Annotated in this window: 25 protein-coding genes and 1 pseudogene; 13 read left to right on the top strand and 13 right to left on the bottom strand. The window is 64.9% G+C overall.

Features of this window, described 5'->3' with window-relative positions:
• Nucleotides 1-13 precede the first annotated feature (13 nt).
• The 5 genes from AB4Z51_RS01585 to AB4Z51_RS01565 all read right to left on the bottom strand — a co-directional run bounded on the left by AB4Z51_RS01585 (nt 14) and on the right by AB4Z51_RS01565 (nt 4,951).
• Nucleotides 14-619 (bottom strand): K(+)-transporting ATPase subunit C, encoded by a 606-nt coding sequence (locus tag AB4Z51_RS01585; RefSeq protein ID WP_085405239.1) that lies wholly within the window; start codon nt 617-619, stop codon nt 14-16.
• 57 nt (nt 620-676) lie between these two features.
• A complete protein-coding gene (kdpB, locus tag AB4Z51_RS01580) occupies nt 677-2,791 on the bottom strand; it encodes a potassium-transporting ATPase subunit KdpB (RefSeq protein WP_441496900.1) in 2,115 nt (704 codons plus the stop codon).
• 18 nt (nt 2,792-2,809) lie between these two features.
• Nucleotides 2,810-4,513 carry a potassium-transporting ATPase subunit KdpA gene (gene kdpA, locus AB4Z51_RS01575; protein WP_208088430.1) on the bottom strand — a complete coding sequence of 568 codons (1,704 nt, stop codon included), beginning with the start codon at nt 4,511-4,513 and terminating at the stop codon, nt 2,810-2,812.
• Nucleotides 4,514-4,625: 112 nt separating this feature from the next.
• Nucleotides 4,626-4,715 carry a K(+)-transporting ATPase subunit F gene (locus AB4Z51_RS01570; protein WP_041953522.1) on the bottom strand — a complete coding sequence of 30 codons (90 nt, stop codon included), beginning with the start codon at nt 4,713-4,715 and terminating at the stop codon, nt 4,626-4,628.
• An 11-nt stretch (nt 4,716-4,726) separates the two neighbouring features.
• A complete protein-coding gene (locus AB4Z51_RS01565) occupies nt 4,727-4,951 on the bottom strand; it encodes a hypothetical protein (protein ID WP_085965673.1) in 225 nt (74 codons plus the stop codon).
• 380 nt (nt 4,952-5,331) lie between these two features.
• Here AB4Z51_RS01565 and AB4Z51_RS01560 point away from each other — a divergent pair, with 380 nt between their 5' ends.
• The 4 genes from AB4Z51_RS01560 to dapA all read left to right on the top strand — a co-directional run bounded on the left by AB4Z51_RS01560 (nt 5,332) and on the right by dapA (nt 7,421).
• A complete protein-coding gene (locus tag AB4Z51_RS01560; protein ID WP_085405242.1) occupies nt 5,332-5,799 on the top strand; it encodes a hypothetical protein in 468 nt (155 codons plus the stop codon).
• A 20-nt stretch (nt 5,800-5,819) separates the two neighbouring features.
• Nucleotides 5,820-6,098, top strand: coding sequence for a hypothetical protein (locus AB4Z51_RS01555; RefSeq protein WP_081369150.1), 279 nt, complete (start codon nt 5,820-5,822; stop codon nt 6,096-6,098).
• Between the two features lie 133 nt (nt 6,099-6,231).
• Entirely contained in the window at nt 6,232-6,486 is a 255-nt protein-coding gene (locus AB4Z51_RS01550; RefSeq protein WP_063981387.1) for a hypothetical protein, read from the top strand.
• 17 nt (nt 6,487-6,503) lie between these two features.
• Entirely contained in the window at nt 6,504-7,421 is a 918-nt protein-coding gene (gene dapA / locus AB4Z51_RS01545) for a 4-hydroxy-tetrahydrodipicolinate synthase (RefSeq protein WP_135214836.1), read from the top strand.
• 36 nt (nt 7,422-7,457) lie between these two features.
• Here dapA and AB4Z51_RS01540 read toward each other — a convergent pair whose 3' ends face one another.
• On the bottom strand, nt 7,458-7,751 hold the full coding sequence (locus AB4Z51_RS01540; protein WP_161495938.1) for a hypothetical protein: 294 nt from the start codon (nt 7,749-7,751) through the stop codon (nt 7,458-7,460).
• 201 nt (nt 7,752-7,952) lie between these two features.
• On the opposite strand from AB4Z51_RS01540, the gene AB4Z51_RS01535 reads away from it, so the two are divergent.
• The 5 genes from AB4Z51_RS01535 (at nt 7,953) to AB4Z51_RS01515 (ending at nt 11,176) form a co-directional block, all read left to right on the top strand.
• A complete protein-coding gene (locus tag AB4Z51_RS01535; protein ID WP_085405245.1) occupies nt 7,953-8,144 on the top strand; it encodes a hypothetical protein in 192 nt (63 codons plus the stop codon).
• Between the two features lie 17 nt (nt 8,145-8,161).
• Nucleotides 8,162-8,647, top strand: coding sequence for a hypothetical protein (locus tag AB4Z51_RS01530; protein ID WP_441496899.1), 486 nt, complete (start codon nt 8,162-8,164; stop codon nt 8,645-8,647).
• A gap of 1 nt (nt 8,648) precedes the next feature.
• Entirely contained in the window at nt 8,649-8,777 is a 129-nt protein-coding gene (locus AB4Z51_RS01525) for a hypothetical protein (RefSeq protein ID WP_256478590.1), read from the top strand.
• 158 nt (nt 8,778-8,935) lie between these two features.
• Complete coding sequence (gene upp / locus AB4Z51_RS01520) at nt 8,936-9,571, top strand: uracil phosphoribosyltransferase (RefSeq protein ID WP_085405247.1); 636 nt, start codon at nt 8,936-8,938, stop codon at nt 9,569-9,571.
• A 33-nt stretch (nt 9,572-9,604) separates the two neighbouring features.
• Nucleotides 9,605-11,176 (top strand): AMP-binding protein, encoded by a 1,572-nt coding sequence (locus AB4Z51_RS01515; protein WP_085405248.1) that lies wholly within the window; start codon nt 9,605-9,607, stop codon nt 11,174-11,176.
• Between the two features lie 30 nt (nt 11,177-11,206).
• On the opposite strand, the gene AB4Z51_RS01510 is transcribed toward AB4Z51_RS01515, so the two are convergent.
• Genes AB4Z51_RS01510 through AB4Z51_RS01490 form a run of 5 tightly spaced genes read right to left on the bottom strand, consistent with a single transcriptional unit; the run spans nt 11,207 to nt 16,594 of the window.
• Nucleotides 11,207-12,439, bottom strand: a complete 1,233-nt coding sequence (locus AB4Z51_RS01510; RefSeq protein ID WP_085405249.1) for an acetyl-CoA hydrolase/transferase family protein — start codon at nt 12,437-12,439, stop codon at nt 11,207-11,209.
• Nucleotides 12,440-12,470: 31 nt separating this feature from the next.
• Nucleotides 12,471-13,637 carry an acyl-CoA dehydrogenase family protein gene (locus AB4Z51_RS01505; RefSeq protein WP_071910096.1) on the bottom strand — a complete coding sequence of 389 codons (1,167 nt, stop codon included), beginning with the start codon at nt 13,635-13,637 and terminating at the stop codon, nt 12,471-12,473.
• Nucleotides 13,638-13,666: 29 nt separating this feature from the next.
• On the bottom strand, nt 13,667-14,956 hold the full coding sequence (locus AB4Z51_RS01500) for a TRAP transporter large permease (RefSeq protein ID WP_071910094.1): 1,290 nt from the start codon (nt 14,954-14,956) through the stop codon (nt 13,667-13,669).
• A gap of 14 nt (nt 14,957-14,970) precedes the next feature.
• Nucleotides 14,971-15,525, bottom strand: a complete 555-nt coding sequence (locus AB4Z51_RS01495; protein ID WP_028147088.1) for a TRAP transporter small permease — start codon at nt 15,523-15,525, stop codon at nt 14,971-14,973.
• Nucleotides 15,526-15,565: 40 nt separating this feature from the next.
• On the bottom strand, nt 15,566-16,594 hold the full coding sequence (locus tag AB4Z51_RS01490; protein WP_085405250.1) for a TRAP transporter substrate-binding protein: 1,029 nt from the start codon (nt 16,592-16,594) through the stop codon (nt 15,566-15,568).
• A gap of 225 nt (nt 16,595-16,819) precedes the next feature.
• On the opposite strand from AB4Z51_RS01490, the gene AB4Z51_RS01485 reads away from it, so the two are divergent.
• From AB4Z51_RS01485 to AB4Z51_RS01470, 4 genes and pseudogenes are all read left to right on the top strand, one after another.
• Nucleotides 16,820-18,022, top strand: a complete 1,203-nt coding sequence (locus tag AB4Z51_RS01485; RefSeq protein ID WP_085405251.1) for a CaiB/BaiF CoA transferase family protein — start codon at nt 16,820-16,822, stop codon at nt 18,020-18,022.
• Between the two features lie 30 nt (nt 18,023-18,052).
• A pseudogene (locus AB4Z51_RS01480) lies at nt 18,053-18,520 on the top strand (MaoC family dehydratase); the annotation flags it as partial.
• Nucleotides 18,520-19,371 carry an HpcH/HpaI aldolase/citrate lyase family protein gene (locus AB4Z51_RS01475; protein ID WP_085405322.1) on the top strand — a complete coding sequence of 284 codons (852 nt, stop codon included), beginning with the start codon at nt 18,520-18,522 and terminating at the stop codon, nt 19,369-19,371. The pseudogene AB4Z51_RS01480 and the gene AB4Z51_RS01475, both read left to right, overlap by 1 nt.
• A 17-nt stretch (nt 19,372-19,388) precedes the next feature.
• On the top strand, nt 19,389-20,132 hold the full coding sequence (locus AB4Z51_RS01470; protein ID WP_063981375.1) for an IclR family transcriptional regulator: 744 nt from the start codon (nt 19,389-19,391) through the stop codon (nt 20,130-20,132).
• A 10-nt stretch (nt 20,133-20,142) separates the two neighbouring features.
• On the opposite strand, the gene AB4Z51_RS01465 is transcribed toward AB4Z51_RS01470, so the two are convergent.
• Nucleotides 20,143-20,565 carry a hypothetical protein gene (locus tag AB4Z51_RS01465; RefSeq protein WP_135214837.1) on the bottom strand — a complete coding sequence of 141 codons (423 nt, stop codon included), beginning with the start codon at nt 20,563-20,565 and terminating at the stop codon, nt 20,143-20,145.
• A 144-nt stretch (nt 20,566-20,709) separates the two neighbouring features.
• Nucleotides 20,710-21,501 (bottom strand): transporter substrate-binding domain-containing protein, encoded by a 792-nt coding sequence (locus AB4Z51_RS01460; protein WP_441496898.1) that lies wholly within the window; start codon nt 21,499-21,501, stop codon nt 20,710-20,712.
• Between the last annotated feature and the right edge of the window lie 66 nt (nt 21,502-21,567).

The following is a 21,567-nucleotide window of genomic DNA, read 5'->3' as shown; positions in this document are numbered from 1 at the left end:
CCAGCCTAGACCGCTACTTCGCGGTGGCGCGATCGAGCGCGAGGTTCAGTGCCAGAACGTTAACCCGCGGTTCGCCAATCAGGCCGAGCAAACGGCCCTGGGTGTTGGAGGCCACGAGCTGCTTGACCTGAGCGTCCGGCAGATTCCGCGCCTTCGCCACCCGCGGCACCTGAAATTCAGCCGCTTCCGGCGAGATGTCCGGGTCGAGGCCGCTGGCCGAGGTGGTGACCAGGTCGACCGGCACGGCGGCGTTCGGATTTTCAGCCTTCAACTTGTCCACATCCTCCTTGAGCCGGTCGGCCAGCGCCTTGCTGGTCGGGCCAAGGTTGGAGCCGCCCGAGTTGGCCGCGTTGTAGGGCGCCGACACCGTCTTGGTCGAATCATTCGGGTCCGGCGCCAAAGTCGCCGAAAGGCGGCCGTGGAAATATTTGTCCTCCTTGAACTCCTGCCCGATCAGGGCGGAGCCGATCACCTTGCCGTCCCGCTCGATCAGGCTGCCCTGCGCCTGTGAGGGGAAGATCGCACCGGCAATAGCGGTCATTGCGAGCGGATAGGCCAGGCCGGTGATGGCGGTGAGCACCAGCAGCAGGACGATGGCGGGGCGAATTTCTCTGAGCATGTTAGGTCTCCAAATCTTTCGTCACTGCGCGGGGCGCGGTGCGCCCCGCGGCGACGATCAAGCCAGATGCAAGGCGGTGACGATGAGGTCGATCGCCTTGATGCCGATGAAGGGAATCACGATGCCGCCGAGGCCGTAGATCAGGAGGTTGCGCCTCAGCAATGCGCCGGCACCGACCGCGCGATAGGCCACGCCCTTCAGCGCCAGCGGGATCAGCGCGATGATGACCAGCGCGTTGAAGATGATCGCCGACAGGATGGCGCTCTGCGGGCTCGACAGGTTCATGACGTTGAGCACGTTGAGCTGCGGGTAGAACGCCAGGAACATCGCCGGGATGATCGCAAAATACTTTGCGACGTCGTTGGCGATCGAGAACGTGGTCAGCGCGCCGCGCGTCATCAGCAGCTGCTTGCCGATCTCGACCACCTCGATCAGCTTGGTCGGGTTGGAATCGAGGTCGACCATGTTGCCGGCCTCGCGGGCGGCCTGGGTGCCGGTGTTCATGGCGACGCCGACGTCGGCCTGGGCGAGCGCGGGCGCGTCGTTGGTGCCGTCGCCGCACATGGCGACCAGCTTGCCCTTGGCCTGCTCGTCGCGGATCAGCTTCAGCTTGTCCTCGGGCGTTGCCTGCGCGAGGAAGTCATCGACGCCCGCCTCCGCCGCGATCGCAGCGGCTGTCATCGGGTTGTCGCCGGTGATCATGATGGTGCGGATGCCCATGCGGCGCAGTTCTGCGAAGCGCTCGCGGATGCCGCCCTTGACGATGTCCTTGAGCTGGATGACGCCGAGCAGCTTGCCGTCCTTGGCGACCGCAAGCGGCGTTCCGCCTGCTTTCGAGATCTCGTCGGCAATGGTCTGGACTTCACGGCCGGCGTCGGAAAGCACTGCAGGCTGGATGGCGCGCGCGGTGTTGCCGGAGGCAACGGCCAGCGGCGCACCGCCGCCGACATAGTTGAGCATGGCATCGACCGCGCCCTTGCGCACCGACGAGCCGCCGGCATCGACACCGCTCATGCGGGTTTGTGCCGTGAACGGAATGAAGGTGGCGCCAAGCTCGGCCATATCCCGGCTGCGAATAGAATACTTCTCCTTCGCCAGCACGACGATGGAGCGGCCTTCCGGGGTCTCGTCGGCGAGCGAGGCGAGCTGGGCTGCGTCCGCGAGCTCCTGCTCGGTGACGCCGCGCACAGGACGGAACGCGGTGGCCTGACGGTTGCCGAGCGTGATCGTACCGGTCTTGTCGAGCAGCAGCGTGTCGACGTCACCGGCAGCCTCGACCGCGCGGCCGGACATCGCCAGCACGTTGAAGCGGACCAGGCGGTCCATGCCGGCGATACCGATCGCCGACAGCAGCGCGCCGATCGTGGTCGGGATCAGCGTCACGAACAGTGCGACCAGCACGACCACCGAGATCGAGCCGCCGGCATAAGCCGCATAGCTCGGAATGGTGACGGTGGCGAACACGAAGATGATGGTGAGGCCGGCGAGCAGGATGTTGAGCGCGATCTCGTTCGGCGTCTTCTGCCGCTCGGCGCCCTCGACCAGCTTGATCATGCGGTCGATGAAGGTCGAGCCTTGCGCGGCCGTAATGCGGACGCGGATCCAGTCGGACTGCACCTGCGTGCCGCCGGTCACCGCCGACCGGTCGCCGCCGGACTCGCGGATCACCGGCGCGGACTCGCCGGTGATGGCGGCTTCGTTGACGGAGGCCACGCCCTCGATCACCTCGCCGTCGGATGGGATGACGTCACCTGCCTCGACCAACACGATGTCGCCGACCTTCAGGCTGGTGCCCGGCACCAGCGTGAAGGCCTGGCCCGCGCCGCTCAGGAGCTTGGCCTGGCTCTCGGTGCGGGTCTTGCGCAACGATTCGGCCTGTGCCTTGCCGCGGCCTTCGGCCACCGCTTCGGCGAAATTGGCGAACAGCACCGTGAACCAGAGCCAGAGGATGATCTGGAAGGTGAAGCCGAGATTCTCGCCGCCGGCGACGAGGTCGCGCAGGAAGATCACCGTGGTGAGCGCGGCCACGATCTCGACCACGAACATCACGGGGTTCTTGATCATCAGCCGCGGGTCGAGCTTGGTGAAGGACGCGCTGATCGCGGGCAGAACGATCTTGGGATCGAGCATTGCCGACATCGGGGCACGTTTTTGCAGTTTCATCGTATCCATGGAGGTCACTCCAAACAATCAGAAGACGTTGCCGGCGTTCATCGCGAGTTGCTCGACGATCGGGCCGAGCGCGAGTGCCGGGAAGAAGGTCAGGCCGCCGATGATCAGGATCACGCCCACGACGAGGCCGACGAACAGCCCACCCGTGGTCGGGAACGTGCCCGCCGACGGCGGGATCGACTTCTTGGCGGCCAGCGAGCCCGCAATCGCCATCGCCGGAACGATCATGAAGAACCGGCCGACGAACATCGCGGATGCGAGCGTGAGGTTGTAGAACAGCGTGTTGCCGGTGAGGCCCGCGAAGGCCGAGCCGTTGTTGCCGGTCGCCGAGGTGAAGGCGTAGAGCACCTCGGTGAAGCCATGCGGGCCGGCATTCGCCATGGAGGCGACCGCCGCCGGATAGACCACGCCGACCGCGGTCCAGCCGAGATACATCAGCGGCAGCACCAGGATCGCGAGCATCGCCATCTTGACCTCGCGCGCCTCGATCTTCTTGCCGACATATTCCGGTGTGCGGCCGACCATCAGGCCGGCGACGAAGATCGCGAGCACGACGAACAGCAGCATGCCATAGAGGCCGGCGCCGACGCCGCCGATGATGACTTCGCCGAGCTGCATGTTGATCAGCGGGATCATGCCGCCGAGCGCGGTGAAGCTGTCATGCATGGCGTTGACCGCGCCGCAGGAGGCAGCCGTGGTCACCACGGCGAACAGCGAGGATGCGACGATGCCGAAGCGGACTTCCTTGCCCTCCATGTTGCCGCCGGTGAGGCCGAGCGCATGCATCATCGAGGTGCCGTTGGCTTCCGCCCAGTAGGTGATGGAGACACCGGCGATGAACAGCACGCCCATCACCGCGAAGATCGCCCAGCCCTGGCGCTGGTTGCCGACCATGCGGCCGAACACATTGGTCATGGCCGCGCCGATCAGGAAGATCGAGAGCATCTGCACAAGATTCGACAGCGCGGTCGGGTTCTCGAAGGGATGGGCGGCGTTGGCATTGAAGAAGCCGCCGCCATTGGTGCCGAGCATCTTGATCGCGACCTGCGAGGCCACCGGGCCGACCGCGATGGTCTGCTTGGCGCCTTCGAGCGTCGTAGCCTCGACGTAATCACCGAGCGTCTGCGGGATGCCCTGCCAGACCAGGAACAGCGTGTAGACGACGCAGATCGGCAGCAGCACGTAAAGTGTCGTGCGGGTGACGTCGACCCAGAAATTGCCGACCGTGCGCATCGAGGCGCGCGAGAATCCGCGGATCATGGCCACCGCGAGCGCGATGCCGGTCGCCGCCGACAGGAAATTCTGGTGTGTCAGGCCGAGCATCTGCACGAGATAGGATACCGTGCTCTCGCCGCCGTAATTCTGCCAGTTGGTGTTGGTGATGAAGGAAATCGCGGTGTTGAAGGAGAGATCCTGGGCGACCGCGCCCTGCCCGGCCGGGTTGAAGGGCAACACCGCCTGAAGCCGCATCACGCCGTAGATGATGAGGAAGCCGCCGACATGGAACAGCAGCATCGAGACCGTGTAGGTCAGCCAATGCTGCTCGCGCCTCTCTTCGACGCCGGAAAACCAGTAGATGCCGGCCTCGATCGGCCGCAGCACCGGCGACAGGAACGTCCGCTCGCCGTTGAACACAGCCGTCATGTATCCGCCGAGCGGTTTTGTCAGCGCGACGATAATCGCGCAAAAGAGAATGATCTGGAGCCAACCGATCATAGTCATGGCATCAACCCTTTAGGACGTTTGACCTGCGCAGGAGCGGCAGGATCAGGGCAAGCAGGCACGCCACCAGCGCGGCGTCCGCGAGCAGCAATTCGAGAAGCAGCAGCACGGGTCAGAACCGCTCGGGCCGCAGCAGCGCATAAGTGAGGTAGAACAGGAGACCGAGCGAGACGACGGCGGCGAGCGAATAATCGAAGGTCATGGTCCGCTCCCTCACAGCCGTTCGCAGGCGTAGGTGTAGCCGATCGCGAGCGCGAAGAAGCCAAAGCCCAGCGCCAGCATCAGAATGTCCATCATGGGAATGCTCCTCGTTGCGGCTTTATGTCGGACGCAACCGTTTCTCAGGCGTCCGGCGAGCGCGTGGAACGAAGGAAATGCAAAGCATTTCCACGGCACCAGCCGGGACTTTTGACCGTGTTGAAGTGCCACCACCGGCATAGGTTTTCGAGATGAGGCCTATGGCGAAGTTATATGAATTCCATAAAGGCCGGCACGTCGTGGCTGTCCGCCATGTGGCACCGACACTGTATTCCGGGCGGCCGTTCCGAGCAGGCAGCGCAGCGACACAAGCCACCGTTGCTTTCACTACCGTTGTTAAGGCAGGCCATGGCCAGGGTCTTTTCAAAAAGCCCTGCTTCTATAAGCCTCGACCTTCGGCGGCGACGGCGGCCGAGGATCTGTCGCTCTTATCCGGAAGATTCCGTGCACTTATGAAATCCTTATATCTCCCGTCCCGTCCCCATCTCGTTTTCAAATGCGCTTCCAGCCATCTTGGAGAGGCCGGCCGACTGACCGACGCCAATTCCAGGAGGCCAGACATGACCGCCGTTCTCCGACGCCTTGCCCCACCTTCCCTCAACCAACTGCTTCGCGCGGCACCGGCAATGACGCGTCCGCTGATGCTCGACATCATCGATCAGGCCTGCCGGCGCTTCCCGTCGCGCGGGCGGAGCGAGCGCAGTGCGCGCATCATGCGCCTGGTCGATGCCGAGGCCTGGACCGACGCCGCGCTGGCGCTGATCGAGTTCGAGCTGCCGCTGTGGCAGGTCCGCCGCATCGCCTATGACGAGGGCGAGTGGCATTGCGCGCTGTCGCGCGAGCGCGAATTGCCGGACTGGCTCGACGCCGCTGTCGAAGCCCGGCATGCCGATCTCGCACTTGCCTTGCTGTCGGCCTTCATCGAAGTACAGGCATTGGCCGTGGAGGTATCGCGGCCGAGCGTTCCCACCGTGCGCCCCGCCCCGGACCCGCTCTATCAGCCGGTCGCTTGCGAGAATTTCAGCTAGGCCAAGCGGAGGTTCGCGCCTTGCCGCAATCTTCAGACATGTCGCGGGGCCTCAGCCCGACGCGGTTGATCGCGCGCTTTGCCGTCCGCATCGCACTGCTCGTCGCCTTTGCAGCCTTCGGCAGCGTCGGCTTTGCACGCAGCCTCTCCGCCCTGCTCTGGATGTCGATCATCCTGTGCGCCCTCGCCGGCCTCGTCAGGCGCGAGCCGCTGTTCGGTGCCGTCCTCAATCATTGGGACGAGGGCGTTGCCTTCGGCGCCCTGTTCGCGCTGGTTCAGGTCGTCAACGAGCTGGCCTGAACATCGGGCTTTATGACCTTCCTATGAGATCGTCGCGCAGCCTCACTCGAAATCATATTCGCTTGAAAAGATATTGATCGGGTGGTCGCGGGACACGCACCCGCCGCCCGCGTCAATCGGAAGGAATACGAAAGTGAAACTCGTCGAACCTCCCTCGTGCAGCTCTCCCTCGACCATCGTCTTCATCGGCCGCAACCACAGGGGACAGTGGGTCGCCCAGCAGCAGAACGGCCTCTACGGTGGCCTCTTCGTCAACCGCGCCCAGGCCATCAAATATGCGCTGTTCGAAAACGGACAGCATCCCGAGACCATCATCGAGCTGCCACGCGAGATCGAGCTCGACATGGGCAGCAGGCCCGATGCCGCCGCTCCCAAGCGCGCCGCCTGAGTTCCTCGGCAAAAACCATGTTCATCCCACCCTCCGCCTGGTTCACCGGGTTCATACCGGACCTGCCGACGCCGTTCGATTCGGCCGACGCGATCGACCTGAAGGCGTTCGCCGCGCTCTGCGAGCGTCAGATCGCAGCCGGCGTACCCGCGCTGGTGGTGTGTGAGACCGCCGGCGAGGCACCGACGCTCTCGCCGGCCGAGCAGGCGCTGATCATTCGCACCGCGGTCGATGTCGCGCGTGGCCGCGTGCGGATCATCGCCGGCGCCGTGTCGAATTCAACGAGCCACGCCATCGAACTCGCGCGGCGCGCGGAGGCCGCCGGCGCCGATGCCGTGATGTCGGTGGTGCCCGCCTACAACAAGCCGATGCAGGACGGAATGCTCGCGCACTTCCGCGCCATTGCCGGCGCGATCGGCCTGCCCGTGATCCTGCACGACGTACCCTCCCGCACGCTGCGGCCGCTCGCCGACGAGACGCTTCTGCGCCTCGTCGAATCGCGCCAGTTCGTCGGCCTGCGCGATGCGACCGGCGACATCACCCGCCCGATGCGCCTGTCCCGCCGCCTGCCTGCCGGCTTCCGCTGTCTATCCGGCGACGACACCACCGCATTCGGCTTCATCGCGGACGGCGGCGATGGCGCGATCTCGGAGGTCGCCAACATCGCGCCGGATCTCTGCCGCACGATTTTTTCACATGTCAGGCAGGGCCGGCTGCAATCCGCCCGGTACCTGCACAGGCGCCTGATCCCCTTGATCGCCTGCCTCGGGAAGGAGAGCCCGGCCGCACTTAAATGTGCACTCGGCGTGCTTGGCCTGATGTCGCCCGCCACAAGGCTTCCGATCGTTCCGCTGGACGCAGCCGCGCAGAGGGAAGTGGTACGCGCATTCGCCGCGATCGCCGACGAGGAGCTGATCGACCGCGTCGGCGCCTGAGGCGTCGCACGGCATCCGGGTATCCCCATGCGGCAATCAATCGAAAGGCCTCACAGGCTGCTCCGCGCCTGGCAGCTCGCGCTGCTGCGATTTGCCGTGACGCTCGATGAGTCCGACAGGCTTAATGTCGCCGCGCTCGCGGCGGACCTCGATCATCTGGGCGGCGGCGCCAGGGACTCCCTCCACTTCTTTCGGCGGACCAGCTCGCAACTCTGTGCGGCCATCAGCGGGCAGCGGCAGAGTGTGGAAGCGACGCTGGAATGCTTCTGCAAGCAGATCGATGAACCGCGGCTGCGGAACGCCTTTGCCGCAGCGATCGGGATGACGCATTTGGATCCTGCGCCGTCTCAGGCCCGGCCGAAGCGGAACCCCGGTCTCTTCAGAGGGCTGCCGGCGCGACGGTCGGCATCATTATAGCATTCCTATACTGGTGCCTCGGCGCTCATCTCGCAATCCTACGCAACGATGGACATCATACGAGGCAGATTGCGGCGGCCWCGGCCACCGCCACGCTGACGAAGGAATGCAGACATGTCGATGCTGACACATGGCGCTGAGCGCTCCCTTGGCTGGGCCGAACGCCCCGCACGGATCTCGCCGGAGCGCAAGGCACAGCTCAAGCGCCTCGCGCTCAGCGCGCTGACCCTGCTCTCGATGGGCAGCGTGCTCGCAGCGCTGATCGCGCTGAAGACCGCGATCTATGTCTGGCACCTCCACGCCTGACGGCATGGGAGACCATCATGACCTTGCAGATGTGTGAGGAAGCCGCCATGGCCGCGATCGCCCTTCAAGCCGCGCGTCGCCAGCCCGAGCGACCGACAATCGCCGCGTCCGCGGCGTGCCTTGGACCGATCGACCCGGATGTCATCAGCACCGCCATCCCCGCCTTCTTCATCGGGCGCAACGGCGCCGGCCTCTGGGTCGCGCGCGAGGCGCATGGACGCATCGGCGGTCTCTTCCTGTTCAAGAGCTCCGCGGTCGACTTCGCCAACCGGCAGAGTGGGCCCGCAAGATGCGCGCTGGTGTTTCCCGCCGAGACCTTCGAGCTCGAACGAGAACCGCGGCAATCCGCTGATTGCGCTGGCGGAGGGCGCGAGGCGGCTCCTGGCCCGCGCGGCGGCAAGGCTGCGGACATGATCGAGCTCAAGATCGCCATCCTGGTTGCGGTGATGGGTGCATTGCTGCTCGGCCTGCGCATCGGCGTCGCGCCTGCCACGGACAAGTAGCATGCAGCTCCTCAAGGGAAATCTGGAGCAGGCGGTCACGACAACGATCCTGACCATGACGCTGAGCCTGATCTGGGGCGCGGTCCTGACAATCGTGATCACGCTCGTGGCACGCGGGCTGGGAGTTTAGAACCCGGCACATCGATGGACCGTGAATTGACCATGGCTGCCTACGAGGCGAGCAGCTGGGTACGTAGCGCCGTCGCGATGCCCGCGTGAGGCCGCGTATCCCCGCGAAAAGATCTGGCCGATCTGGCGCTATTTCACGGAACCGTGTAGATCGGTTTCATGAGCACAAGCAGCGTCAACGTCGTCGCCCACCCCCTGGTCCAGCACAAGCTCTCCCTCATGCGGGAGAAGGACCGCTCGACCAAGAGTTTTCGCGAGATCCTGAACGAGATCGGGATGCTGCTCGGCTACGAGGTGACGCGCGATCTGCCTTTGGAGCTGGTGGAGATCGAGACGCCGATCTCGCCGATGCGGGCACCGAAGATTGCCGGCAAGAAGCTCACGCTGGCGCCGATCCTGCGCGCCGGCGTCGGCTTCCTCGACGGCATGCTGGCGCTGATGCCCTCGGCGCGCATCGCCCATATCGGGCTCTACCGCGACCCCGAGACATTGCAGGCCGTGGAATATTACTTCAAGGCGCCGCAGGACCTGTCCGACCGCACCGTGATCCTGATGGACCCGATGCTGGCGACCGGCAACTCGGCCTGCGCCGGCGCCTCCCTGCTCAAGGCGCGCGGCGCCCGCGACATCCGCTTCGTCTGCCTTCTGGCCGCGCCCGAAGGCATCGCGCAGTTCCAGAGCGAGCATCCCGACGTGCCGATCTGGACCGCCGCGATCGACGAGCGGCTCAACGACCACGGCTACATCGTGCCGGGCCTGGGCGATGCCGGCGACCGGATGTTCGGCACCAAGTAGACAGGTCTGCGCGATCGGGTTAGTCCGGTTGCCATGAGCGTCAACCAATTTTCGCTTCAATCGCTGATCGGCACCGAAGGCGCCGAGCCCGCCTTCGTGTTTGACGGCAGGCCGGTCTCGCGCGCGGAATTCTCCGGGAAGGTCGAGCAGACCGCCGCATGGCTTGCCGCGCAAGGCATCGGCCGGGGCGACGTGGTCGCGGTCTGGCTGGTCAACCGGGTCGAATGGATCGCACTGCTGTTCGCCGCCGCCCGCTGCGGTGCGATCGTCGCCTCGGTCAATACCCGCTACCGCAGCGCGGAAGTCGGCCATCTGCTCAAGGTGTCCGGCGCCAGGCTGATGGTGGTCGAGGCCGCGTTCCGCTCGATCGATTTTGCCGCCATCCTCGCCGGGGTCACCAGGGACGAAGTGCCCGCGCTGCAAAGGCTCGCGGTGGTTGGCGGGGATGCGATCCCCGCACACTGGCCCTGTGTGCGCTTCGATGCGTTCGAGACGTCCTATCCGCCAGCACCGCCGGCGCGGGACGAGGTCGATCTGCCGGTGCTGCTCTACACGACATCGGGCACGACCAAGGGACCGAAGCTCGTCGCGCATTCGCAGCGGACGCTCGCCACGCACGCCGCCTCCGTCGCCAAGGCGCTGAAACTCTCGCCACAGCGCCATTCGCTGCTGGCCATGCTGCCGTTCTGCGGCACCTTTGGCATGACCAGCCTGCTCGGCTTCATCGCAGCCGGCGCGACCATCCATGTGCTCGATGCTTTCGAGGCGGCATCAGCGTCGAAGGTCCTTGGCGAACACAAGATCACGCACGCCTTCGGCTCCGACGAGATGTTCCGCCGCATCCTCGCGCTCGCCGACACACCACGGCCATTCCCGCATCTCGAAGTCTGCGGCTTCGCCGCGTTCCAGCCCGGCTGGCGTGAACTCGCCGCGGAGGCCGAGGCGCGCGGCATGCCGCTGTTCGGCCTCTACGGTTCGAGCGAGGTGCAGGCGCTGTTCTCGATCGCCCGCTCCGGTGATGCCTTCGCCGCTCGCATCGAAGGCGGCGGCTGGCCGATGTCTCCCGACGCGAAGGTGCGCGTGCGCGACACTGAGACCGGGGAGCTGGCGGCGCAAGGCGTCTCCGGCGAGATCGAGATCAGCGCGCCCTCGCGCTTCCTCGGCTATTTCAACAACCCGGATGCGACGCACGACGCGATCACCGCGGACGGCTTCTTCCGCACCGGCGACATCGGCCGGATGCGCAGCGACGGCGCCTTCGTCTACGAGACCCGCGCGGGCGATGCGATGCGGCTCGGCGGCTTCCTGGTTGCGCCCGGCGAGATCGAGGACGAGCTCAAAGCCTGCACGGGGGTTGCCGACGCCCAGGTTGTCGCGGTCGATCTTAGGGGTCAGGCGCGCTGCGTCGCCTTTGTGATTCCGGCCGAGGAGCCGCCGCAGCAGGAGATGCTGGTGGCCCGCCTGCGCGAGCGGCTGGCCGGCTATAAGGTGCCGGCACGAATCTATATCGTCGACGCTTTCCCCGTCACCGACAGCGCCAACGGTGTGAAAATCCAGCGCGCCCGGCTTCGCGCCATGGCAATGGAACGGATCGCCGCCGAATAGGCCCGCCTGTTTCAGATGGCTCGCCAGATTCTAGCGCGCGGCGCGAAGTTGTGCCGACAGCGCATCGCGGTGCCCGGGCGCCGCGATCGCGACCATGCGGCGCGCGCGCTCGGCAAGTCCGCAACCACGCAGCTCTGCAACGCCCCATTCGGTCACGATGGCATCGACATCGGCGCGCGGCGTCGTCACGGTCTCCACATGGACGACAATGCGGCTGGTCCCGTCGGACGCCGTCGCCGGCAGCGCGATGATCGCCCTGCCCCCGGGCGATGCATTGGCACCGCGCACGAAATCGAGCTGCCCGCCGATGGCGCCGATCGCGACGCCGTTAAGCGTTTCGGAGTTGACGCTGCCATCGAGCCCGACCTGGAGCGCCGAGTTGATCGCGACCAGCCGGTTGATCCACGCCAGCACATTCTGGCCGTGCGTATATGACGTCGGCCGCACCGAAACCGCCTTGTTCTCGTGCACGAAGCGATAGAGCCGCTTCGTGCCGATCACCTGGTTCGTCACCGTGGTCCCGGCATCGATTCCCTTCTCTGCATTCGTCACCGCGCCGCGCTCGATCAGGTCGACAACGGCGTCATTGATCAGGCCGGAATGGATGCCGAGATTGCGGGCATGGGAGAGCGAGGACAGGATCGCGTCCGGAATGCGTCCCACACCGAACTGAAGCGTACTGCCGTCGGCGATCAGGCTCGCCGCATGCGCGGCGATCAGCCGGGAGATGTCATCGATCGGGGGCGAGGCCAATTCCACCGGCGGGCGCCGGGCCGGCACACGCAAATGGATCGGCACGTCCTCGGGCCATTCCGCCCCGAACGTAAGGGGCGCATCCGGATTGATCTCGGCGATGACCACTCGCGCGCCCCGTGCGGCATCGATGACATAATCGTTGGAGAGGCTTGCGCTCAATCGACCATCGCCGGACTCGGCGAGTTGCACCAGCACCACATCCGCACGATGGCGCCGTGAGGCGAAATCGGCGCAGAAGGCGCTGTAGTTGCTCGGGATCACGTCGAGCCGTCCCGCTTTCGCGAGCCGCCGCGCATTCCCGATCACGCCATAGCTCTGGAACGAGATGTTGGGCGCGCACGCGGCGGAAAACGTGTCGGAGAATATTGGACCGACCATCATGCGGAACGCCGGCAGATGCCCGGCTTGCGCGACCAGCGCTTCGGTCAGGGTGACCGGCTCAGCCGTTGCCTGCCCGCACACGACACGGTCGCCCTCCCGGATCAGGCCGGAGAAGTCGAGGTTCATTGGCGTCCCCGCTAAGCGATCCGCGCGAAGACTAGTAAGACTTCGCCAGCCCGAGCACCTTTTCCGCGATGAAGCTGAGCGCGAGCTGCGGGCTGACCGGCGCGATGCGCGGGATCAGGACCTCGCGCAGATAACGCTCGACGTGGAATTCCTTGGCATAGCCGAAGCCGCCATGGGTCATCACTGCCTGCTCGCAGGCATGGTAGCCGGCTTCGCCTGCGAAATATTTCGCGGCGTTCGCGCCAGCGCCGCAAGGCAAGCCCTTGTCGTATTGCCAGGCTGCCTGCATCACCATCAGCCAGGCCGCCTCGAGCTCGACCCAGTTCACCGCGAGCGGATGCTGGATGCCCTGGTTCTTGCCGATCGGACGGTTGAACACCACGCGCGTCTTGGCGTATTCGGTCGCGCGCGACAGCGCGAGCTTGCCGAGGCCGACCGCTTCCGCCGCGATCAGGATACGCTCGGGGTTCATGCCTTCGAGGATGTACTGAAAACCCTTGCCCTCTTCGCCGATGCGGTCCTCCATCGGGATCTCGAAATCCTCGAAGAACAGCTCGTTGGAATCGACGATCTTGCGGCCCATCTTCTCGATCTCGTGGACCTTGATCTTCTTGCGGTCGAAATCCGTGTAGAAGAGGCTGAGGCCATGGGTCGGCGACCGCACGTCCTCCAGCGGCGTGGTGCGCGCCAGCAGCAGGATCTTGTGCGCGACCTGCGCGGTGGAGATCCACACCTTCTGGCCGTTGACGATGTAGCGGTCGTTCTTGGCGACGGCACGGGTCTTGAGTTGCGTGGTGTTGAGGCCGGTGTTGGGCTCGGTGACGGCGAAGCACGCCTTCTCGCGGCCCTCGACCATCGGCGGCAGCATGCGCTTGCGCTGCTCCTCGGTGCCGAACACCACGACGGGGTTGAGCCCGAAGACGTTGATGTGCACCGCGGAGGCGCCGGACATGCCGGCGCCGGATTCCGCGATGGCGCGCATCATGATCGCGGCCTCGGTGATGCCGAGCCCGGAGCCGCCATATTCCTCCGGCACGCAGATGCCGAGCCAGCCGGCATCGGCCATCGCCTTGTGGAAGTCGTGCGGGAAGCCGCCGTCGTGGTCCTTCTTCAGCCAATAGGCGTCGGGAAAGTCCTCGCAAACTTTTGCGACGGCGGCACGAATGGCTTCCTGCTGATCGGTGAGCGCGAAATCCATGATGGTCTCCTTATGGAGGCTCGTTGGGCCTAGCGCCCCATCTGCGAGGGCAGCCAGAGAATGATCGAGGGAAACGCCACCAGGATCGCGATTGCGATCAGGTGCGCGATGAAGTGCGGGAAGGTGCCGTGGAACACTTCCGCCACCGGCCGCTTGGCATAGCGAGCAACGATGAAGCAGTTGAGCCCGACCGGCGGCGTGATCATGCCGACTTCTGCGGTGACGATTTTGATGACGCCGAACCAGATCGGATCAAAGCCCAGCGTCTTGATCAGCGGCAGCACGATCGGCACGGTCAGCACCAGGATCGCGATCTGGTCCATGAACGAGCCGAGCACGATGTAGCCGCACAGGATCAATGTAATGATCACCCAGCGCGAGGCCGGAAGGCTGCCGATCCAGGCGACGAGGTCCTGCGTGACATGGGTCAGCGTGAAGAAATAGCCGAAGATCGAGGCACCGACCAGGATCATGATGATCATGCAGGTGCCGTGGCAGGCGCGCAGCAGCGTCGCATAGAGCGAGGACGGCGTGATCTTGCCCTTGACGATGGCGAGCAGGAAGGCGCCGAACGCGCCGAAGGCGGAGGCTTCCGTCGGCGTTGCGACGCCGAGATAGATCGTGCCTGTCACGATCGAGAACAGCACCACCATCGGCGAGACCTGCCACAGCAGCGCAAACTTCTCGCGCCACGGTACAGACTTCGCGGCCGGTGCGCGCGAAGGATCCTGCCAGACCAGGAAGTAGATCGTGGCCATGATGGTGAACGTGACCAGGATCGCCGGGATGATGCCGCTGATCAGCAGCTTGCCGATGTTTACCTCCGCCAGCAGGCCGAAGATGACGAGCGCAACGCTGGTCGGCAGCAGCATCGACAACGTGCCCGAGATCGCAACGACGCCAGCCGCCATCTTCGGCTCGTAGCCCTGGCGGATCATCGCCGGCAGGCTGGTCGAGGACAGCGTCGCGGCGGAAGCGGTCGAGGTGCCGCAGATCGCGCCAAAACCGGCGCCGGCGAGCGCGGTTGCCATGCCGAGGCCGCCGGGAATGCGGCCGACCCAGGCCGAAGCGGTCTTGAACAGATCGTCCGCGACACCCGACAGCAGCACGAGGTCTGCCATCAAGAGAAACATCGGAATGGTGATCAGCTCGTAGGCCGAGACGGTCGAGAGCGGCGCTGTCTGCAGGATGCCGAACAGCGTGGGCCATCCGCCAACCATGACGAGGCCGACCGAGCCGGAGAAAGCCATGGCAAAGCCGACGGGCGTGCCGAGGGCAAGCAGGCCGAACAGCAGGGCGAGAACGATGAAAGGTGTCATGGGGATATCGCCCGTTACTCGAAGCCGCGTGCTTCGCCGACGCCGGTCACCGGCGGCAGCGGATAGAGGTCGCGGCCGCTGACGAGGCTCAGCACATTGCCGACGAGCTGCAGCGCCAGCCGCAGCACCAGCACGCCGCAGCCGAACGGCACCAGCGCCGCCGAAATCCAGGTCGGCCAGGGGATCGCGCCGGAGAGCACGTCGTGCTGCTCGTAATTCTCCAGCGCGCGCTCGAACCCGACCTTGCAGATCAGGATGAATACGAACAGGCCGGCGAGCGCCGTGACGATCTCGGACAACCGTCGCCCCGTCAGCGAGAAGCGCGACAAGAGGATGTCCACGCCGACATGGACATGCTCACGCAGCGCGTCCGACAGCGTGAAGAAGAACACGCCAGCGAGGAGATAGAGCCCGATCAGATCATAGGTGAAGGAGAAAGGGCTGTTCAGCGCGTAACGCATGAACACGTCGGTCACCACCAGCAGCATGATCACGAACATGAACACCACCGCGATCACCGTCAGCGCGCGCTCCAGCGCGCCGAGCACATCTCCTGCCCGTTTGATCACCTCTAGCGCCTCCCTGTTGGATGTCGGACTACCTGGCGCTCTACTTGGCGCCGCCCGCGGCGAGCAGATCGTCGAACTCCTTCAGCGCGGCAGACGCCTGCTTGCCGCGGCTGTCGAGCCCGCTCGCCCACTCCTTGCCGACGCCCTTGAGCTTGTCCTTGATCTCGGTGCGCGTCGCCTCCGGCAGCGGATCGAAGCTGATGCCTTCGTCCTGCATTTGCTTCCTGGTGACTTCGCCTTCCTTTTCGACGCCGGCGCAGGCTTGCGGCGTAATCGCCTCCGAAGCCTCGTTCATCGCCTTCTTCACGTCGTCGGGTAGCTTGTCCCAGACCGACTGGTTGATGGAGTAGGCAACGATGAAGCTGCCGAAGCTGACGCCTTCGGTGGCGTGCTTGACCAGCTTGTCGAGGCCGTATGAGACGACGCTGTCGAGCGGGAACAGCAGGCCGTCCATGGTGCCGCGCGACAGCGACTCATAGGCATCGGGCGCAGCCATGCGCACCGGCACGGCGTTGAGCGCACGCAGCGTCAGGTCCTGCGCGCCGCCGGTGGTGCGCAGCTTCAGGCCCTGCATGTCCTTGGTGGTTTCCACCTTCGACTTGACGGTCCACACCTGGTAGGGCGGCAGCACTACGGCGAGCAGCAGCTTGATCTTGTTCGGCGCGTATTCCTGCTTGGCCAGAATGCCTTCGCGCGCAGCCTTCCAATAAGCCATCGTGCCCTGGCACGCAGTCTCGAACGCACCCGGCAATTGCGCGACCTCCGACAGCGGCATCTTGTCGGAGACGTAGGACGGTCCGATGTAGCCGATATCGACCACGCCGGACTGGGTGAGCCGCAGCATGTCCGCCGCCTTGCCGATCTGCTGGTTCGGATAATAGGTGAAGGTCACCGCACCGTTGGTGCGCCTTGTGACGTCGTCCATCCAGGGCTTCAGCATCAGGCGGACGAGATAGTGACCGGCGGGGAAGCTATCGGCGACCTTCAGCTCCAGGGCCTGCGCCTGCAGCGTCGAGACCGGCAGCGAGAGAGCGAGCACTGCTGCAGCCCGGACCAGATTCTTCTTCATGTCGTTCTCCTTGACGCGTCCCCACGCCGAACGCGGCAGCGAATTGCTGCGGCGCCGTCCGGCCCTCGCTCTATTTCTTGCTTGAAAATGTACATATAGGTGAATTTATCTGTCAAGTATATGAATTATTCATGGAGCCATGCGCCGTAAACTGGAGTCGCCGAATTGACACCGCTATTTTATGAACTCTAACTTCACGTATATGAATTTATCCAACGAGGCCTCATGGGACCGCTCGCCGGCTTCACCATTCTCGACCTGACCTCGGTGCTGATGGGCCCCTACGGCACCCAGGTGCTGGCGGACATGGGCGCCGACGTGATCAAGGTCGAAAGCCCTGAGGGCGACATCGTTCGCCAGATCGGTCCCGGCCGCACGCCCGGCATGGGCGGGATGTTCCTCAATGCCAATCGCGGCAAGCGCAGCATCGTGCTCGACCTGAAGAAGACGGAAGGCCGCGACACCTTGCTGCGGCTGGCGAAGCACGCCAACGCGCTCGTCTACAACGTGCGCCCACAGGCAATGGCGCGGCTCGGCCTCGACTACGAGACACTTCGCGAGATCAACCCCGCGCTCATCTATGTCGGCGCGTTCGGCTACGGCCAGTCCGGGCCCTATGCCGCAAAGCCCGCCTATGACGATCTCATCCAGGGCGCCGCCACGATTCCGACGCTGCTTGCGGCGGCCGGCGACGGCACGCCGCGCTACGTCCCCGTCACCATCGCCGACCGCATCGTCGGCCTGATGTTGGTCAATGCGATCATGGGCGGGCTGATGCATCAGAGCCGCACCGGCGTTGGCCAACGCATCGACGTGCCGATGTTCGAATCGATGACGGAGTTCGTGCTGGTCGATCATCTGGGCGGCCTCACCTACGATCCGCCGCTCGACCATGGCGGCTATGCCCGCCTGCTGTCGCGCTATCGCCGCCCCTACAAGACCAGTGACGGCTATCTCTGCGTCCTCATCTACAACGACAAGCACTGGCGCAGCTTCTTCGAGGCGATCGGACAGCCGCATTTCCTCGATCAGCCGCGCTTCGCCAACCACGCCGCGCGGACGAAGCACATCGACGAGATCTACGAGGAGATCGGCCACATCTTCCTCACACGCACCACCGCAGAATGGCGCGATCTGCTCGAGCGCGCCGACATTCCGGTGATGCCGATGCACACGCTGGAGACGATCCTCGACGATCCGCATCTCAATGCGATCGACTTCTTCAGGACGGTGGATCATCCCGTGGAAGGCCGGATCCGCCAGATGCGCGTGCCCTCCACCTGGAGCGTAACCCAGCCGGAAGCCGCCGGCCCCGCACCGACGCTCGGCCAGCATGGCCGCGACATTTTGCGCGAGGCCGGCTTCTCGACCGACGAGATCGAGCAGCTCGCAGAGCAAAAAGCAGTTCACCTGGCCGCGCCGCCCTAACGGCAGCGCTGGCCAGAATCGCAGCTATACAGGGAGGAAACCGCGATGGCCGGGCTTTATTTCGAGGACTTTTCTGTGGGCCAGGAGTTCAGGCATCCGCTGACCCGGACCGTCACGGAGATGGACAACACCATGTTCAGCCTGCTGACGCTCAACCCGCAGCCGCTGCATATCGACGCGCATTTCGCTGAAAAGACCGAGTTCGGCCAGCGCATTTTCAACAGCCTTTACACCCTCGGCATCATGATCGGCATGACGGTCTATGATACGACCATGGGGACCACTGTTGCCAATCTCGGCATGACCGACGTCACGTTTCCAAAACCGGTCTTCCATGGCGACACCTTGCGGGCGACGACGAAGGTGCTTTCGTTGAGGGAATCCAAATCGCGCCCGAGAGCGGGTATCGTCGAGTTCGAGCACCACGCCTTGAACCAGAACGACGAGATCGTCGGCAAATGCCGCCGCATGGCGATGATGCACAAGAGGCCGGTCTGATGCGTTCGATGCTGTTCGTGCCGGGGGATTCCCCGCGCAAATTCGAGAAGGCGAGCGAAGGCAAGGCCGACGCGCTGATCATCGATCTCGAGGATTCCGTCGTCACCGACAAGAAGCCGGAGGCGCGCACCCTGACGCTTGCGATGCTGAAGGGCCGCCCCGGCCCGCATCAGCTCTATGTCCGCGTCAACGCGCTCGACACCGGCCTGACGCTCACCGATCTCGCCGCGGTGATGCCCGGCAAGCCCGACGGCATCGTTCTGCCGAAATCGCAAGGCGGCGATGACGTGCGCCAGGTTGCAACCTGGCTCGAAGCCTTGGAAGCCGCGGCCGGCATCACCGTCGGCGCGACGCGCATCGTCTGCGTCGCGACGGAGACAGCCAGCTCGATCTTCGGCCTCGGCAGCTACAAGGGCTGCTCCCCCCGCCTCGCCGGATTGATGTGGGGTGCGGAGGATCTCTCGGCTTCGCTCGGCGCCACGGAAAAGGCCGCAGGCGGCGTGTTCCACAGCCCCTACCGCCTCGCGCGCGATCTTTGCCTGATGGCCGCGGCCGCGGCCGAGGTCGCGCCGATCGACACCGTCTATACTGACATCGACAATCTCGCCGGCCTCGAGCAGGAAACGCGCGCCGCGCGGCGCGACGGGTTTTCGGCGAAGGCGCTGATCCACCCGAAACATGTCGACGTCGTCAACGCGGCGTTCGAGCCGACCGAGGCTGAGCGCACCTGGGCGGAAAAAGTGATCGCCGCATTCGCGAGCAATCCGAACTCCGGCACGCTGCGGCTCGACGGCCAGATGATCGACAAGCCGCATCTTCGCGCCGCGAAGAAGATCCTCGGCCAGACCTAGATCGGAACGCCGCCACCATGATCGTTCGCCAAGCCGCAAACGTCCTGGAGATCATGGAATTCTTCGCGCAAACGAGGAAGCCGGCGACGCTTGCTGAGATCGCCGATCATTTCGGCTGGCCGCGCTCGTCGACCTTCAACCTGCTCGCGACGCTGTCGGAGAAGGGGTACCTCTATGAGCCGCGGCCGCGCGCCGGTTTCTATCCGACGCCGCGCTGGCTGGCGATGGCGCGGATGATCTCCGAGGTCGAGCCGCTGCCGCCGTGGACGCATCAGCTGATCGCAGATCTCTCGGCGGAGACCGGCGAGACCGCATCGATTGTGGCGCCGGCGGGCGTCATGGCGGTGTTCATCGACGTCGTCGAATCCCAGGCCGCGATCCGCTATTTCGCGACCATCGGGCACCGCGTTCCGATCCACGCCACCGCCAGCGGCCGCGCGCTGCTGCTGCAATATTCACAGGAAGAGCGCGACTCCGTCTATCGTAAGATCGAGTTCAAGCAATACGGCCCGTCGACGCCGATCAGCATCGAGGCCGTCGAGATCGAGCTGCGCAATTCGATCGCGCGCGGCTATTGCCAGAGCTTTGCCGATTACAGCCGCGATCTCGCCGGCGCGGCGATCCCGCTGCCGATCGGTGATCGCCGGCTCTCGGTCGTCGTCGCAGGGCCGGAATTTCGCATTGGTCCAAAAGTGCCGGAGGTGGCCGCGCTGATCGCACGGACCGTCGACCGGCTGCGGCCGAAGACGACCGCGGCCTAAAGCCGGAGCCTCATTCGAGTCCCTGAACGGGCGGGGTCGAAGTCTCCGCCGGCGGAGCCGGGGCAGCTTGAACTGGCTGCACCGGAGGCGCGGCTTGAGCCGGCGGATTCGGATTGCTGGCGGCTCTGATCTGGCCGTTGGCATTCATCGCCTCACGTGCGCTCGGCGGAGCGCCGGTTGCGGCTGCGCGGTACGCCTCGCGGCGTGGCGGCTGCTGGTGTCTTGCCGACCGCGAACCTCTCACGCCCCATGACCTCGCGATTGAAGGACCGGCGGTATAGCCAATCACTGCACCCGCGACCGCACCGACCGGACCGAGCACGACGGCCCCGGACACGGCGCCTATCGCCGCAGCACCAGCGCGCTCCTGCGCAACGGCGCTCGCAGGCACGCCAGCCAGCAGCACGACCGCAGTGATCAGAACTTTCTTCATCGCAAGCGCCTCCCTCTCGGGAGATCACTCTTACTCAAATATGGCCGCACGAGGTTTGTTCGTTGCCCAACACGGGGCAATGGCCGATGGAACTCCGGCAATTCAAAGACCTCCGCCGCCACTCGCGGTTCCAGCGGGGCCAGATCACGGCGCGATCTTGTCGCTGGTAAATCCATTACCATCGAGCGCACGACGCACGGTGCCGTCTATCTTGGCTTCATCCAGGAAGCGCGCCGCCCAGGTCTTCGCCACGGCCTTGCCCTTGGGAACGACCACGACCACGCCGGTCGACTGGATCACCTCATCCAGCACCTTGGTTCCGGGCAGCTTTCGCGAAAGGTCTTCCAAGGCTCCCATTCCCATGGCGAGAGCATCGAGCTGCCCCTTGCCGATCAATTCGGCCGCCTCTTCCGGCTTCACGAACTTTGTCAGCTTCGCCTGCTTCAAGGATTTTTCGACCGTGCGTGACGTCGATGTCCCTTCGATACAGCCGACCCGCATGCCGGCGCGATCGACATCCGCAACGATCCGGATGTCCGATCCGGCGCGGGTGAGATAGCCGCTCATATAGGCGACGTAAGCGGGCCCTTGGTCCACGAACTGCTCGCGCTTGACGTCCGCCGGCATGAAAGAGAGATCCCAGACGTCCTTGCTGCCGGCGGCGGCGATCTCGTCGGAGCTCGGGTATTCGACGAGCTGAAGCGGAACGTGCAGCTTGTCAGCGGCAGCCTTGGCGAGTTCGACCGTAACGCCGCGCGGTTTTCCGGTCGATGGATCGYGCGTCGTCCAGAACGCCGACGCGGCCGGGCCGACGGCCACCGCCACGCGGAGCGCTCCCGTCGGCGCGATGTCGACGGGGCCTTCGGCTTTCGAGCTGGGAATGGAGGTCATGATGAAGACCAAGCCCAACGCAGCAATCAGACCACGCCGCAACATTTAGCGCCTCCAAGATTGGACAATCCGTCGACAAGCTGACGGCGCGCTCCCTCGCCCCCGTTCTTA

This window comes from Bradyrhizobium sp. 2TAF36 (assembly GCF_052114925.1).
GTDB lineage: Bacteria > Pseudomonadota > Alphaproteobacteria > Rhizobiales > Xanthobacteraceae > Bradyrhizobium > Bradyrhizobium barranii.
The sequence above is the reverse complement of the archived record's forward strand: the minus strand, read 5'-3'. Positions and strand labels throughout refer to the sequence as shown.

Excerpts from the sequence above, each read along its gene's own strand:
- AB4Z51_RS01585 (WP_085405239.1), bottom strand. The coding sequence starts at position 619 with ATGCTCAGAGAAATTCGCCCCGCCATCGTCCTGCTGCTGGTGCTCACC.
- kdpB (WP_441496900.1), bottom strand. The coding sequence starts at position 2,791 with ATGGATACGATGAAACTGCAAAAACGTGCCCCGATGTCGGCAATGCTC.
- kdpA (WP_208088430.1), bottom strand. The coding sequence starts at position 4,513 with ATGACTATGATCGGTTGGCTCCAGATCATTCTCTTTTGCGCGATTATC.
- AB4Z51_RS01570 (WP_041953522.1), bottom strand. The coding sequence starts at position 4,715 with ATGACCTTCGATTATTCGCTCGCCGCCGTCGTCTCGCTCGGTCTCCTG.
- AB4Z51_RS01565 (WP_085965673.1), bottom strand. The coding sequence starts at position 4,951 with ATGCCGGTGGTGGCACTTCAACACGGTCAAAAGTCCCGGCTGGTGCCG.
- AB4Z51_RS01560 (WP_085405242.1), top strand. The coding sequence starts at position 5,332 with ATGACCGCCGTTCTCCGACGCCTTGCCCCACCTTCCCTCAACCAACTG.
- dapA (WP_135214836.1), top strand. The coding sequence starts at position 6,504 with ATGTTCATCCCACCCTCCGCCTGGTTCACCGGGTTCATACCGGACCTG.
- AB4Z51_RS01540 (WP_161495938.1), bottom strand. The coding sequence starts at position 7,751 with ATGCGTCATCCCGATCGCTGCGGCAAAGGCGTTCCGCAGCCGCGGTTC.
- AB4Z51_RS01535 (WP_085405245.1), top strand. The coding sequence starts at position 7,953 with ATGTCGATGCTGACACATGGCGCTGAGCGCTCCCTTGGCTGGGCCGAA.
- AB4Z51_RS01530 (WP_441496899.1), top strand. The coding sequence starts at position 8,162 with ATGACCTTGCAGATGTGTGAGGAAGCCGCCATGGCCGCGATCGCCCTT.
- AB4Z51_RS01525 (WP_256478590.1), top strand. The coding sequence starts at position 8,649 with ATGCAGCTCCTCAAGGGAAATCTGGAGCAGGCGGTCACGACAACGATC.
- upp (WP_085405247.1), top strand. The coding sequence starts at position 8,936 with ATGAGCACAAGCAGCGTCAACGTCGTCGCCCACCCCCTGGTCCAGCAC.
- AB4Z51_RS01515 (WP_085405248.1), top strand. The coding sequence starts at position 9,605 with ATGAGCGTCAACCAATTTTCGCTTCAATCGCTGATCGGCACCGAAGGC.
- AB4Z51_RS01510 (WP_085405249.1), bottom strand. The coding sequence starts at position 12,439 with ATGAACCTCGACTTCTCCGGCCTGATCCGGGAGGGCGACCGTGTCGTG.
- AB4Z51_RS01505 (WP_071910096.1), bottom strand. The coding sequence starts at position 13,637 with ATGGATTTCGCGCTCACCGATCAGCAGGAAGCCATTCGTGCCGCCGTC.
- AB4Z51_RS01500 (WP_071910094.1), bottom strand. The coding sequence starts at position 14,956 with ATGACACCTTTCATCGTTCTCGCCCTGCTGTTCGGCCTGCTTGCCCTC.
- AB4Z51_RS01490 (WP_085405250.1), bottom strand. The coding sequence starts at position 16,594 with ATGAAGAAGAATCTGGTCCGGGCTGCAGCAGTGCTCGCTCTCTCGCTG.
- AB4Z51_RS01485 (WP_085405251.1), top strand. The coding sequence starts at position 16,820 with ATGGGACCGCTCGCCGGCTTCACCATTCTCGACCTGACCTCGGTGCTG.
- AB4Z51_RS01475 (WP_085405322.1), top strand. The coding sequence starts at position 18,520 with ATGCGTTCGATGCTGTTCGTGCCGGGGGATTCCCCGCGCAAATTCGAG.
- AB4Z51_RS01470 (WP_063981375.1), top strand. The coding sequence starts at position 19,389 with ATGATCGTTCGCCAAGCCGCAAACGTCCTGGAGATCATGGAATTCTTC.
- AB4Z51_RS01465 (WP_135214837.1), bottom strand. The coding sequence starts at position 20,565 with ATGAAGAAAGTTCTGATCACTGCGGTCGTGCTGCTGGCTGGCGTGCCT.